Origin of the sequence: Streptomyces sp. R44, assembly GCF_041053105.1 — a bacterium.
GTDB lineage: Bacteria > Actinomycetota > Actinomycetes > Streptomycetales > Streptomycetaceae > Streptomyces.
Genome location: NZ_CP163444.1, coordinates 8467069 through 8479761, shown reverse-complemented (window position 1 = coordinate 8479761; position 12693 = coordinate 8467069). Strand labels below are relative to the sequence as shown.

Here is a 12693-nt window from a genome sequence, read left to right as displayed (position 1 = left end):
CTCAGCGGGGCGGCTCCGGGAGCTCCTCGCCGGTCTCCAGAAGGGACTTGAGGCTGGAGATCAGCGCGGGCCAGCCCTCGCCGATCAGGCCCTTGATGGTGCCGTCGGGCTCCAGGTCGCCATGGGTGACCGTGAGCTTCACCGTGTCGCCGGACGGCTCGATCACGAAGGTGACCCGGGACCGGCGCTCGCGCGTGAGGCGCTCGTACGCCTCCTGGTCGAGACGGACGGCCTCCGCCCAGTCCGGGGTGAAGGTGTGCCAGGTGTACGAGAGGAGGCGGCCGGGCTTGGCCTCCAGGACCACCTGCTCGGGGTCGACGGTCCTGCGGCCCTGCTCGTCCCAGACCATCGACGCGCCCGGGGTCCACGTCGACTCGAAGGCCACGCCCCAGTAGCGGCGGGTGAGCTCCGGCTCGGTGAGCGCCTGCCAGAGCTCCTCGGGCGTGGTCCGGATATAGGTGGTGTACACGAACGTGTCACTGTCCATCGCGCTGCCCCTCGGATCTGCTGCCCCGCGGCCTGCCCCTCTCCAGCCTAGGCAGGCGCCGGACGGACCTGCCAGCGAAGGACCGCCGTCCGGCTCCCTCGGGCGGCCACCCGGTTGAATAGGTGCGGAGGAAACTATTCAACGTGCTGCTAGCGTGTCCGGATGTCGCTCAAGCACGCCGTCCTCGCAGCTCTCCTGGAGGGCGAGGCCTCCGGATACGACCTGGCCAAGATCTTCGACGTGTCCGTCGCCAACTTCTGGGCCGCCACTCCGCAGCAGCTCTACCGCGAGCTGGAGCGGCTCGCCGAGGCCGGTCTGATCACGGCCCGCGTGGTGGAGCAGGAACGGCGCCCCAACAAGAGGATGTTCAGCCTCACGGAGCCGGGCCGGCGGGATCTGGTCGCCTACACGGGCACCCCGCCCCGCCCGAGCGCCGTCCGCGACGAGCTGATGGTGCAGGTCCAGGCCTGCGACGAGGGCGACACCGCGGCCGTCCGGGAGTTCGTGGCGCAGCGGATGGAGGCGTCCCGGGCGAAGCTCGCCCGCTACGACCGGCTGCGGGAGTGGATGCTCGACGGCCGGGACGAGGAGACGTACCTGGGCGAGGCGGAGCGCGTCGGACCGTACCTCACGCTGATGCGGGGGCGGTTCTTCGAGGAGGAGAACCTGCGCTGGGGCGAGCGGGCCCTCGCCGTGCTCGACCGGCGCGCCGCGGCACGGAGCGCGGCCCCGGAGGCGGTACGCCAGGGGTGACGCCGGCCCTACTGTGCGGTAACGTCACGGGCCGGCCACCGGAGGCACCGGCGGCGCACACGGACGGACCGAGGACGGCCTGAAATGAATGTCGGTGACCTCGTCGAGGACTTCACCCTTCCGGACGAGACGGGCGCGCCGCGCTCACTGACCGGCCTCCTCGCCGAAGGCCCGGTCGTCCTCTTCTTCTACCCGGCGGCCCTCACCCCGGGCTGCACCGCCGAGGCCTGCCACTTCCGTGACCTCGCGGCCGAGTTCCGTGCCGTCGGCGCCCTGCCGGTCGGCATCAGCTCCGACGGGGTGGAGCGGCAGCAGGAGTTCGCCGAGCGGCACTCGCTCGGCTACCCCCTGCTGTCCGACCCGGACGGCGCCATACGGGAACGGTTCGGTGTGAAGCGCGGCTTCTCGCTCGCCCCGACGAAGCGGGTCACCTTCGTGATCGGCCAGGACCAGCGGGTCCGGGAGGTCGTCCGCAGCGAACTGCGGATGAGCGCCCACGCGGACCGTGCCCTCGCGGCCCTGCGCGGCGCCTGACCGGGCGGAGCCTTCAGACGCCGAGCAGCTTGGCCTTGGCGGCCGCGAACTCCTCGGGCGTGAGCAGACCCTGCTGGGCGAGCTCGCCGAGCCGTGCCAGCTGGTCGGTGATCGACGGCGCGCCGCCGGAGGCGGGCGGCGCCGCGGGAGTCGAGGGCGCGGGCGGCGGGACCGCCGGCGACTGCTGCTGGGCCTGCAGGTCGGCGATGGCCCGCTCCTGGTCCTCCTCGCGGCGCGCGGCGCGGGCGGAGCTGCGCCCCGCCGCATAGGCCGCGCCGCCCACGAGCGCGCCGCGCAACAGGGGCGCGCCGACGGGCCGGACGACCGGCCGCAGGAGGGGGCGTCGTCGCAGGAACATGCTCAGCTCCTTCCGACCGATGCGGCGGCCACAGCCTCGCGATGCGCGACCCGCGCCTCTTCGACGAGCTCGGGCGGTACGCGCACGGCCCCGGCGATCCGGCCGCCGGCCTCGCGGATCGCGTCCGCCGCCCGCGTCGCCCACACGTGTTCGACGAGCAGCATCAGGGCGCAGGAACCCGGTTCGAGCGTCTCGGCCGCCTCGGCCGCGTCCTCGGGGCCGAGCAGATTGGCCTCGGGTCCGATCTCGGCGGTGGCGTCGTCGTACTCCTCGTACTCGACGAGTTCGGAGGTGGACACCTCGCCCGCGACGGACTTGACGACGACGAGCGAGTCGATCAGGCGCACCTGGCCCGCTCTGCGCAGCTCCGCGATCGCCGTCACCGCCGCCACTTTCAGCCGCTCCCCCGGGAAGGCGAGCACGACACATTCCACCGGGCCCATGGTGCTCCGTTCCGTTTCTCGTGCGATTCGCGGCCTCCATCCGAACACGGCGGCGCCGGGCCCGCACGCGCAGGCTTACGACATGCGGGCGTGCGAGGGCTGAGCGAAACTCGCTGCATCGCCAGGCCTTCCCCGGCCTGTGCGGGAACGGAGTGCAGGAATGGACGACTACCCCCTCCTCAACGTCTTCTGGACCATGCTGTGGTTCTTCCTCTGGATCATGTGGCTGTTCCTGCTGTTCAAGGTGATCACCGACATCTTCCGGGACCACTCCCTCAGCGGTTGGGGCAAGGCAGGCTGGCTCATCTTCTGCATCCTGCTCCCGTACCTCGGCGTGCTGGTCTACGTCATCGCACGCGGCAGGAGCATGGGCCAGCGGGACATCAAGCAGGCCAAGGAGAGCGAGGCGGCGTTCCAGGACTACATCCGCAAGACCGCCGGGACGCAGGGCGGCGGCACCAGCCCCACTGACGAACTCGCCCGGCTGGCCGAGCTCAAGGAGAAGGGCGCCATCACGCCCGAGGAGTTCGAGAAGGCCAAGGCCAAGGTCCTGTCCTGAGACCGAGAAGGCGGCGGGCGGCGAACCCGGAGGAAGGCGGGCGCGGTGCCGGGCTCTCGGGTTCCCTGCTGCGGGAGGTCGCGGCGGCACCCGGGAGGCTCCCGGAGGCGCTCGCCTCCTTCGCCCTGCGCCACCTCGGGCCCGGGGCCGGGCCGGCGGTCGCACGCCTCCGTGCCGCCCATCCGGAAGCCGACGCGGCGGCTCTGCGGTCCCTCGTCCTCAGCCGCGGCCGCCGGAGGGTCGTGGCGGAAGGCGCCTTCGTCGGCGGCCCGTTCCTCCTCTTCATCCCCGTCGCGTTCTGCGCCGCCCTCCTCTCCCAGGCGCGTACGGTGCTCGAACTCGCCGCCAGCGAGGGGCGGGATCCCACGGATCCGGAGCGGGCGGCCGAACTGCTCGTCCTGCAAGGGGTGTACGGAGACACCGTGACAGCCCTGGCCGCCCTCGACTCCTACGCGGCCGAGCCCCGCGCGCGCGACGGACGAGGGCGCACGGGCGCCCTGTGGGACCTGGTGATGCGGATGGCCCGGCTCCTCGGACTGCTCACGCCCTCCGAAGACGGCCCCGGCCGGCTCGCACGGTTCGGCCAGTGGGTGCTCGTGGCCTGCGTGTTCCTCATCGGCCTGGTGGCCCCGCTCGTCTGGCTGCCGTACATGGCGGTCTCGTACAACCGCGCCACCAACCAGCTGATGGACCGGGCCACCGTCTTCTACGTCGGCTCGCGCGACCTGCGCTCGCCGCGCCGTGTCCGGGTCGACCCGGACATGGCCACGGCCGGGCTTCGCGCGCTGGGATCGGTGGTGCTCCCGGTGGGCGGACTGCTCGTGGTCGCCGCCACGGACCTCCGGATCGCGGGCGGACAGTGGCCCGTGGCCGGGATCGTCCTGGTGACCAGCTGCCTGCTCACGGGCGGCTGGTGGCTGTGGCACCGCCGGAGGCGTCGTCGAGAGCCACCCCCTTAATACGTACACGAGATACCGCTTTGATACGGTCATGGCGTGAGGCTGACAAAGTTCACCGACCTGGCGCTCCGTGCCGTGATGCGCCTGGCGGTCACCGCACCGGAGGAGTCCGTCACCACCCGCGAGGTGGCGGAGTCGATGGACGTGCCCTACGCGCACATGGCGAAGGTGGTCACACGGCTCCAGCATCTCGGCGTGGTCGAGGCGCGGCGGGGCCGCGGTGGCGGCCTGGCCCTGACGGAACTCGGGCGCCGCTCCTCGGTGGGCTGGCTGACCAGGACCCTGGAGGGCGAGGAGGAGGTCGTCGCCTGCGAGGGCGACCCGCCGTGCCCGCTGCGCACCGCGTGCCGGCTGCGCGGAGCACTGCGCGAGGCGCAGGAGGCCTTCTACCGCGCGCTCGACCCGCTCACCGTGGCCTCGCTCGTGGAGTCGCCGACCGGCCCGCTGCTCCTCACTCTCAGCCCACGTCCCACACAGACCCCCTGACCGAGCCCCCTCCTCCCCCCTCCACACGCTTCCGATGGGCCACGGAGGGGCATCCGCACACCTTTAAATAGGTAGATCATCTACCAGATTGAGAGCTCTCATGCTGTCCGAGCAGGCCGTACCGGTCGTCCGCGCCACCCTGCCCGCCGTCGGCGGCGCGCTCGACGAGATCACCGAGCGCTTCTACGGGCGCCTCTTCGCCGCCCACCCCGAGCTCCTGCGCGACCTGTTCAACCGGGGCAACCAGGCCAACGGCGAGCAGCGGAAGGCCCTCGCCGGCTCGATAGCCGCCTTCGCGGTCGCCCTGCTCGAGAACCCGGACAGCCGCCCCGACGCCATGCTGTCCCGGATCGCGCACAAGCACGCCTCGCTCGGCGTCACCTCCGCGCAGTACAAGACGGTGCACGAGCACCTCTTCGCCGCGATCGTGGAGGTCCTCGGCGAGGCGGTGACCCCCGAGGTCGCACAGGCGTGGGACGAGGTCTACTGGCTGATGGCGAACGCGCTCATCGCCGTGGAGGCCCGTCTCTACCAGGAGGCCGGTGTCACCGAGGGCCAGGTCTGGCGGGCCATGGAGATCACCGAGCGGCGGGAGGAGACCGCCGACACGGTGTCCTTCGTCCTGCGCCCCGCCGACGGGTCGCCGACGACCCCGTTCCGGCCGGGCCAGTACGTGAGCGTCCGGGTCGCGCTGCCCGACGGCGCCCGGCAGATCCGCCAGTACAGCCTGTCCGCCGCTCCCGGGCACCCGCAGTGGCGGATCACGGTGAAGCGGGTCGACGGCGACCCGGCGGGCGAGGTCTCCTCCTGGCTGCACGCGCACGCCCGCACGGGCGACACCGTGGAGGTCTCGGTCCCGTTCGGCGACCTCGTCCTGCCCGAGGGCGACAGCCCCCTGCTGCTCGCCTCCGCGGGCATCGGCAGCACCCCGATGCTGGCGATGCTCGACCACCTCGCCGCCGCCGGATCGACCCGGCCGGTCGTCGTGGTGCACGCCGACCGCACGCCCGACTCCCACGCGCACGCGAGCGAGCTGCGACGCCTGGTGGACGCCCTCCCGCAGGGCACACTGCACCTCTGGTACGAGGAGCCGGCCGCGTCCGGCGCCCGTCCCGGCCGCGCGGACGTGACGCTCATCGACCTGCCGGCGGGCACCACCGCGTACCTGTGCGGTCCGCTGCCCTTCCTGCGCGCGGTGCGCGGCGACCTCCTCGGCCGGGGCACCGCCGCGGCCGACATCCACTACGAGGTGTTCGGCCCCGACCTGTGGCTGGGCGCCGAGGGCTGACCTCTCGCCACCCTCCCCCTTCAGCTCCCTTCACCTCCCTTCAGCCCCCTTCAACCCCCTTCAGCCCCCTTCGATCCCCAAGCACCATGGCGTTAATTCCATGGGTATTGCATAGTGAGGTGCCATATCAACCTCGCAATCAGCGGGTTCGCAGGAAATGGACGGAAGCGATGGGATCGTTCGGAGCAGCAGGGAACGGCAGGGGCCCGGGGCGGCCGGTGCGCGGGATCGCCCTCGACATCGGCAGCTCCCGGACCCGCGCCTGGGCTCCGGGGGCGGGCGTCTTCGCGGACGTGCCGAGCGGTCCGGTGCGCCGCGGCCGGGTGACCGATGCCGACTCCCAGCTCCGTCTGCTCCGGCGCCTGGCCGCCTCGGCCCCGGGTGACAGCGGGCACGACACCGTCGTGATGCTGACCCACCCGGTCCTCGCCGCCCCGGACGAGCGAGCGGCCGCGAAGCGGCTCGTGGACGGTCTCGGCCCGGTGCGGGTCATCGCCGTGGACAGCGCCCGGGCGGCCGCCGCCTACGCCGCCCCGTCGGGCGGGGGCCCGCTGCTCGTGGTCGACCTCGGCGCCCAGCTGACGGAGGTCACGCTCGTCGTGGACGGGCTCGTCGAGGACGCCCGGCTCGCCGAGGTGGGCCTCGACGACCTGCCCGAGTCGGGGAGCGCGCCGGACGCGATCGCCGCGACGACCGCCGACATGGTGAGCGACCTGTGGCGGGAGGACCGCACCGGCGCGGTCCGCGGGGCGCTGCGCCGGGGCGTCCTGGTGACCGGCGGCGGCGCCCTGCGCCTCGATGTGACAGGTCGGCTGGCCCACCTCCTCCGTGCCCGGCTCCGTCTGGCGAACGATCCGTCCACGAGCGTCGTCCGTGGCGCCGGTCTGATGCTGGCCTCCGCCCTCCGCCACCCGGCCGGCGCCCTGTCACGCGACTGACGCCGGGATCAGCAGCCGGTGGACCAGATATGGGAGTCGCCGCGGTCGTTGGCGGCGCCGTCGTAGCCGACCTCCTGCCCCGGGGCGAGACAGATGGTCATGCTGCCGCCCTGCCAGGCGCTGTCGTAGACCTGGACGTGGTCCTTGATCCCTGGTCCCGAGATGCCGTGGTTCGCCCACGAGGAGTCGGTGTCGGAGATCCAGCTCTCCCACCAGCCGTCGTCCCCGCTCCAGTTGGCGCGCTGACCGCCGAAGTTCGCGTCCTGCCAGACGCAGAACTCGCCGCTGGGGCATTCGGCGGCTCCGGCGGTGGTGGCGAGGGCGAGTCCGGAGGTGATGGCGAGGAGGGCAGCGGCGGAGGTGGCGATGAGTCGCTTCACGAGTGGGTGGAGCCCTTCTGCGGGTGGGTGGAGGCGGACAGTTCGACTGCCCGCCGCAGTGCGCGGGCGCGCAGCTGCCGGTAGGTGGTGAGTTCGTCGCGGCGCAGGGTGCGCACCATGACCAGTTCCGCGGCTTCCAGCCGGGCGCGGACGTCTGTGAGTCCGGTTTCGCGGGCGCAGCGGGCCGCGACGGCGGGAGCGGGGCGGTCGGAGCGGGGGTGACCGGGCTGGGTCGCGCATCGGGTCCAGCGGGCGAGCGCCGCCTGGTGGGCCGGGTCGGCGCGCATCCGAGCCTGGGCTTCGGAGCGGAGGTTGTCGACGGTGACCTGGGCCCGGAACCAGCGGCGCTGGTCGCCGTAGAGCCGTTGGCGGGCGGTGGCGAGGCAGCCGTCCTCGTGGGCGGTGACGGTGGCGCCCGTGGCGAGGGTGACGGAGAGCTCGTGGGGCCCGGCGCCGAAGAGCGCCGCCTGGAAGGCGCGGTCCTCGTCCGGAGCGCGGGGCCGGGCAGCGAGGGTGAGTCCCCTGGCATCGAGACAGTCCGCCACGAGGCGGTGCTCGGCGGCCCTGAGGAGCTCGTCCTGGGCCGCGGTGCCCGCCGGAACACCGGGGGGCGCCGGCCCGCCGGGTCCGATGGTGGCGCAGCCCGAGAGCAGGAGCGTGGCGGCCGCGGCGAGGAGGCCGCGACGGGCACGGGAGGTGATGCGGGAGGTGGTGCGGACCATGGGGCTCCCCCTTCGATCGTCCCTGGTCGGAGCGGCCGGCGGTGATCGTCTTGACCGGCTCGGGAAGATCACTGCCCGGCGGTCGGGCCACCATGCCGAGGCTCACTCGAACGAGTCGAACGCGCCGGGGTGCGCGCCCCTCACGCGCCGTAGCCGCGCCGCTGACGTGTCTCCAGCCGACGTGTCATGAAGGGGCGGCGGAGGAAAAGGGGGGTGTCAGGACGCCTGCGCGACAAAGCCCCGGTTGGACGGGGGATTCCAACCGGGGCCGATCGCCGTGACGGACGAAGAGCGGTCACCTCTCGGGGGGGACCTTGGGGACCGGACCCCTTCGCAGTCACATACGTATGAACGGTAAACCTTTCCCGAATGTTCCGAGAAATCCCGGGTGGACGATGTGAGGCACCTCACCCGGTTTCGGCAGGTCCGTCAGTCCCTCTCGGGGCGGTAGACCTCACCGGGCTCGGCCATTCCGGGAGCGAGCAGTTCCGGGACCGTCACGAACGTGAAGCCGCGCCGCTTGAGCTCGTCGATGATCGAGGGCACAGCGGGCACCGTGCCGTCGTAGATGTCGTGGAGCAGGATGATCCCGTCGCGGTGCGCGGCTTCCAGAACCCGCTGGCGTATGAGCGCCGTGTCGGTGGTGGAGTAGTCCTTGGCGGTGATGCTCCACAGGACCTGGGCGAGTCCCAGCTCGCGGCTGACGTCGGAGACCGTGCCGTCGGTGCGGCCCTGCGGCGGGCGCATGAGCGTGGGCTTCCGGCCCGTGATCTTCTCGATGGCGTCCTGGGTCTTCGACAGCTCCTCGCGGACCTCCGACTCGTCGAGGTCGGTGAGGATCCGGTGCGACCAGGTGTGGTTGGCCACCTCGTGGCCCTCGTCGGCGATGCGCTTGACCACCTCGGGGTAGCGGTCGACGTGGTTGCTGCCGAGGAGGAAGAAGGTCGCCGGCACCTGCTTCTCCTTGAGGACGTCGAGGAGATGGGGGGTGTCCTTGCCCGGTCCGGCGTCGAAGGTCAGGGCTATGCACGTGACCTTGGCGCAGTCGACGCGGCGGGCCGCGCCGCCCGCCTTGCCGTCCGTTCCGGCCTCGCCCCGGGCGTCCTGCGGGGTGATCGGATCGACTCCGCAGCCGCTCAGCGTCAGCATCAGCGATGCCGCGGCGAGCAGGGCGGTGGTCACTGTCCTGGCGCGGCCAGGCCTGGATCGGAACATGGGTGGACCCGCTTTCCCCGTGGTGTCTTCGGTACAGCCGTCACCGCTGGTCAGGGCGGTGCGCTTGATCGGAAGGCACTCTACATACGGTGTATAGCGGGGATGTCGGCGGGGTCCCCCGGCCTCTCACCTCTCACGGGCACACGAGAACCCCGGGCGGCGCCCGTCCGCGTCGCCCGGAGTGTCCACGCGTCCCGCTCAGCGGGACGCGAGCAACAGCCTGGCCTCCGTCTCCTGGTCACCGGAGACGGACTGCAGGGACTGGATGTCGAAGCCGGTGGCGAGCACCTTCTCGACCTCGTCGACGGCGTGGTAGCCACCTGTCAGGGTGGCGCCGACCGGGGCGGTCAGATGGGTGGGCCCCACGTCCTCGTGCCGTCCGGCGGCAGTGTCGAACGTGGCGCTCCAGACCGTGGGCTCCGGTCCCGTGGCGGCCTGCGGGCTCACCGTCTCCATGTCCTCCAACTGGTAGACGCGGTCGAGGACGTCGAACACGGCCTGGGCGTCCTCCTTGCAGCAGTCGCTCAGCTGCACGGTGACGTCGGTGTCGATGTGCAAGTCGTACACGTCGCTCATCTCCTCGCGGCCCGTCGGCCGCTCGTGGTGCCACGCGCTCCTCGGGCCGGGCGCTCGTCGTGCCAGGTCTCCAGCATCCCTCTCGGGAGCCCACCCCGCGAGGGCCGCCGAACGAGGTCAGTGGCCCTCGATGATCCGCTCGACGGTGTCGGCCTCCGAGGCCTGTTTGTCGGGCCGGTGCCGTACGACCCGGGCGAACCTGAGCGTGACACCGGCCGGATAGCGCGTGGAGGCCTGGAGTCCGTCGTACGCGATCTCCACGACGAGTTCGGGCCGTACCCGTACGGTGAAGCCGTCGTCCGACACGGCGAGCTCGCCGAGCCGCTCGGTCTGCCAGCTCAACATGCTGTCCGAAAGCCCTTTGAAGGTCTTCCCCAGCATGACGAAGCCGCCGTCTGCTGTCCGTGCGCCGAGGTGGAGGTTGGAGAGCAGTCCGGTCCTGCGGCCATGGCCCCGCTCCACCGCGAGCACCACGAGGTCGACGGTGTGGACCGGTTTCACCTTCAGCCAGGTACGCCCCCGGCGCCCGGCCACATAGTGCGCCTCCAACGCCTTCACCAACACCCCTTCGTGCCCCCGGGCCAGGGCGTCCGCGTAGAACCCCTCGGCGGCCTCGGTCTGCCCGGGATCGGCCGGATCGGTCACGACGGTCCGGCGGACCCGCTGGGCCTCCGGCAGCAGACGGGCGAGAACGGCGTGCCGCTCCACGCCCGGCCGGTCGATCAGACTCTCCCCCTCCGCCGCGAGGACGTCGAAGAACACCGGCGTCAGGGGAAGCGCGGCGCGCGCACCGGCCACGTCTGACCGGGAGCCGACCCGGGACGCGATCGACTGGAACGACACGGGGCGCCCGGTTCCGGGGTCGAGGGCGATCACCTCGCCGTCCAGGATGAACGCGTCGGCGTCGACCGCGCCGGCGGTCGCGACCACCTCGGGGAGTCGGTCGGTGATGTCGTCGAGGGAGCGGGTGTACACCCGCACGTCCTCGCCGCGCCGATGCACCTGAATCCGGATCCCGTCGAGCTTCTCCTCCACCGCGCAGGACCCCAGGCCGGCGATCGCCTCGGCGACGGAAGCGGCCGTGTGCGCGAGCATCGGCTGCACGGGACTGCCGACCCGCAGCGTGAACCGGTCGAGCGCGGACACCCCCTCGGCCAGCACGGCCTGGGCCACCGGGGGCAGCGAGCCTTCGAGCATCACGGCGCGCCGCAGTTCGCCGGCCGGCACCCCGGCGGCCTTGGCCACGCCCTCCAGGGCGATGGCGTCGAGAGCCCCCTGACGAACCTCTCCGGCGAGCAACCGCAGCAGGAGTTCCTGTTCGTCGAGGGTGGCGGCCGCAAGCAAAGCGTGGACCAGCCGGGTCCGCTCGGCGCGGGCCCCGGCGCCGGACACGGCGGCGAGCTCCGCCATCGCCTCGTCGACCTGCCCGAGCGTGAGCCGGGGCTCATCGGCGGGTGGAACGGCCGGCGGGATGACCTCCTTGAGGATGCTCCACCCGACCCCGATCCGCCCCTGCGGCAGCCGCCCGGACAGATACGCGATGACGAGAGGGCTCTCCTCAGGCCCCGCCTCGGCGAACAGCTCGCCCAGCAGAGCGATCTTGCGCGAGCGTGCGGACGTGGCGGCGACCTCCCGGGACACTTCCGCGACACGCGCCAGCAGCATGGGCCCATCCTCTCGGCCCGCCGCCCCGACCGCACGCCGGAGCGGCCCCGCACGGCCAGTCCACCGGCCGCCTCCGCCGCCGGGGCCGCGCCGCACCCGCCGCCCTCCCGCGCCGGAAACGCTCGAACAGCCCGCTCCGCCTGGGCCGCCCCGGCGGCCGGCCGACCACCGCCGACCGATCGCCCGGACCTGCTCCGCCAGCGTCCGGCACGGCGCGCACCAGCTGCCCGGCCTCCGGCACCGCGGGTTCCCGCACCCCAGGTTCCGGCGCCTCGGTAACCACCCCGGCGGGAATCCGTACCGCCGGAGCCTCTACCCCGCGAACCAGCACCCCAGAAGCCCGAACGACCGGAGCCTCCCTCACACGAACCGGCACCGCCGAACTCCACGGCGCCGGAATCCCCACAGCGCCGACCGGCGCCCCGGGCGCCTCCGCCCTCGGAGCCGGCCCCTTCAGCGGCGCCCATGGCCTCCCCAACGCCTCCCGTACCCGCGAAGCGGCTCCCGCATCCCCGGGATGCGGCGCCTGACGCTCCGCGCGGGCTTCGTCCAGGGCCAGGGCCAGGCTCAGGCGGTGCCAGAGGATCTCGTCCGGGTCGTCGGCCAGGGTCAGCCGTTCGGCGAGCTCGCGCGCGACCGGCGGCACGGGCATCCCCGGCGGCGGAGGCGGGCGCAATCGGTCGAGGTGCGTGCGCTCATAAGGATCGTCGACGACCTCGGCCACCTGGACCGGGTCGAGCAGCGACGCGATGGCGGCTGCCCGTGCCCACGGGTCCTCGGTGGCACGGAGCAGCAGGGCGAGCCGCCGCGCCCGCCAGTTCCTGGCCCGCCGGTCCTCGTGCGCGGCCAGACGCGCACGGAGCTCCAGCGGCAGCCGCCCCGTGAGGAGGTCCGGGCGCGTGAGCCCGAACTCGGCGACCTCCTGCGCCAGATACATCCAGACCACGGCCCGGTAGCGGTTCAGCGAGAACCGCACCGGACTGACGTGCCCCGTCCGGGCCAGCCGGGTGAACCGGTCGGCCGTGATCCCGAGGAGGACGGCGGCCTCCCCCGTACCGACCGCGCGCACCCGCTCGCGCAGGCCTGCGGGAAAGTCCGGGGCGGCCCTGAGCCGGTCGAGCTCGCATCGCTCGACCCGCCGCCGCTCTCCCTCGCCGGCCGGCACCGTCCTCACCAGGCCGAGCTGGACCGCGAGCCGGAACTCGTCGCGCCTCAGCTCCAGTTCCAGCGCGGCCCGCCCCGGTGTCACCGTGCGCGCTCCTTCGTCCACCGTCATTCGGCGGCCCTCCCCCTTGCGTCCGTGTTCGCTCCCGTCGCGGGCCCTCGGACC

At 72.8% G+C, this 12693-nt stretch carries 16 protein-coding genes; 7 read left to right on the top strand and 9 right to left on the bottom strand.

Annotated features, from left to right (window positions below):
* Window position 1: 1 nt before the first annotated feature.
* Window positions 2-487 carry an SRPBCC family protein gene (locus AB5J54_RS39110; protein ID WP_369148711.1) on the bottom strand — a complete coding sequence of 162 codons (486 nt, stop codon included), beginning with the start codon at window positions 485-487 and terminating at the stop codon, window positions 2-4.
* A 162-nt stretch (window positions 488-649) separates the two neighbouring features.
* Here AB5J54_RS39110 and AB5J54_RS39105 point away from each other — a divergent pair, with 162 nt between their 5' ends.
* Both AB5J54_RS39105 and AB5J54_RS39100 read left to right on the top strand, forming a co-directional pair.
* Window positions 650-1240, top strand: a complete 591-nt coding sequence (locus tag AB5J54_RS39105; protein ID WP_369148710.1) for a PadR family transcriptional regulator — start codon at window positions 650-652, stop codon at window positions 1238-1240.
* 84 nt (window positions 1241-1324) lie between these two features.
* Window positions 1325-1774 (top strand): peroxiredoxin, encoded by a 450-nt coding sequence (locus tag AB5J54_RS39100; protein WP_369148709.1) that lies wholly within the window; start codon window positions 1325-1327, stop codon window positions 1772-1774.
* A 13-nt stretch (window positions 1775-1787) separates the two neighbouring features.
* Here the strand turns inward: AB5J54_RS39100 and AB5J54_RS39095 are convergent, their stop codons facing one another.
* Window positions 1788-2132 carry an SHOCT domain-containing protein gene (locus AB5J54_RS39095; protein WP_369148708.1) on the bottom strand — a complete coding sequence of 115 codons (345 nt, stop codon included), beginning with the start codon at window positions 2130-2132 and terminating at the stop codon, window positions 1788-1790.
* 2 nt (window positions 2133-2134) lie between these two features.
* A complete protein-coding gene (locus tag AB5J54_RS39090; RefSeq protein ID WP_369148707.1) occupies window positions 2135-2575 on the bottom strand; it encodes a DUF6325 family protein in 441 nt (146 codons plus the stop codon).
* Window positions 2576-2735: 160 nt separating this feature from the next.
* On the opposite strand from AB5J54_RS39090, the gene AB5J54_RS39085 reads away from it, so the two are divergent.
* The 5 genes from AB5J54_RS39085 to AB5J54_RS39065 all read left to right on the top strand — a co-directional run bounded on the left by AB5J54_RS39085 (window position 2736) and on the right by AB5J54_RS39065 (window position 6805).
* Window positions 2736-3134 (top strand): SHOCT domain-containing protein, encoded by a 399-nt coding sequence (locus AB5J54_RS39085; RefSeq protein WP_369148706.1) that lies wholly within the window; start codon window positions 2736-2738, stop codon window positions 3132-3134.
* A gap of 242 nt (window positions 3135-3376) precedes the next feature.
* Complete coding sequence (locus AB5J54_RS39080) at window positions 3377-4093, top strand: hypothetical protein (protein WP_369148705.1); 717 nt, start codon at window positions 3377-3379, stop codon at window positions 4091-4093.
* 36 nt (window positions 4094-4129) lie between these two features.
* A complete protein-coding gene (locus AB5J54_RS39075) occupies window positions 4130-4579 on the top strand; it encodes an Rrf2 family transcriptional regulator (protein ID WP_369148704.1) in 450 nt (149 codons plus the stop codon).
* A gap of 100 nt (window positions 4580-4679) precedes the next feature.
* On the top strand, window positions 4680-5867 hold the full coding sequence (locus AB5J54_RS39070) for a globin domain-containing protein (RefSeq protein WP_369148703.1): 1188 nt from the start codon (window positions 4680-4682) through the stop codon (window positions 5865-5867).
* Between the two features lie 170 nt (window positions 5868-6037).
* Entirely contained in the window at window positions 6038-6805 is a 768-nt protein-coding gene (locus tag AB5J54_RS39065; RefSeq protein ID WP_369148702.1) for a rod shape-determining protein MreC, read from the top strand.
* 8 nt (window positions 6806-6813) lie between these two features.
* On the opposite strand, the gene AB5J54_RS39060 is transcribed toward AB5J54_RS39065, so the two are convergent.
* From AB5J54_RS39060 to AB5J54_RS39035, 6 genes are all read right to left on the bottom strand, one after another.
* Window positions 6814-7185 carry a peptidase inhibitor family I36 protein gene (locus tag AB5J54_RS39060; RefSeq protein ID WP_369148701.1) on the bottom strand — a complete coding sequence of 124 codons (372 nt, stop codon included), beginning with the start codon at window positions 7183-7185 and terminating at the stop codon, window positions 6814-6816.
* The gene (locus AB5J54_RS39055) at window positions 7182-7907 is read right to left on the bottom strand and encodes a hypothetical protein (RefSeq protein WP_369148700.1); all 726 of its coding nucleotides are present in this window, start codon (window positions 7905-7907) and stop codon (window positions 7182-7184) included. Before AB5J54_RS39055 ends, AB5J54_RS39060 begins: the two co-directional genes overlap by 4 nt.
* Window positions 7908-8336: 429 nt before the next feature.
* Entirely contained in the window at window positions 8337-9122 is a 786-nt protein-coding gene (locus AB5J54_RS39050) for a polysaccharide deacetylase family protein (RefSeq protein ID WP_369148699.1), read from the bottom strand.
* A 198-nt stretch (window positions 9123-9320) separates the two neighbouring features.
* Window positions 9321-9698 (bottom strand): hypothetical protein, encoded by a 378-nt coding sequence (locus AB5J54_RS39045; protein ID WP_369148698.1) that lies wholly within the window; start codon window positions 9696-9698, stop codon window positions 9321-9323.
* A gap of 117 nt (window positions 9699-9815) precedes the next feature.
* Complete coding sequence (locus AB5J54_RS39040) at window positions 9816-11363, bottom strand: ATP-dependent DNA ligase (RefSeq protein WP_369148697.1); 1548 nt, start codon at window positions 11361-11363, stop codon at window positions 9816-9818.
* Window positions 11257-12639, bottom strand: coding sequence for a DUF6397 family protein (locus AB5J54_RS39035; protein ID WP_369148696.1), 1383 nt, complete (start codon window positions 12637-12639; stop codon window positions 11257-11259). Before AB5J54_RS39035 ends, AB5J54_RS39040 begins: the two co-directional genes overlap by 107 nt.
* Between the last annotated feature and the right edge of the window lie 54 nt (window positions 12640-12693).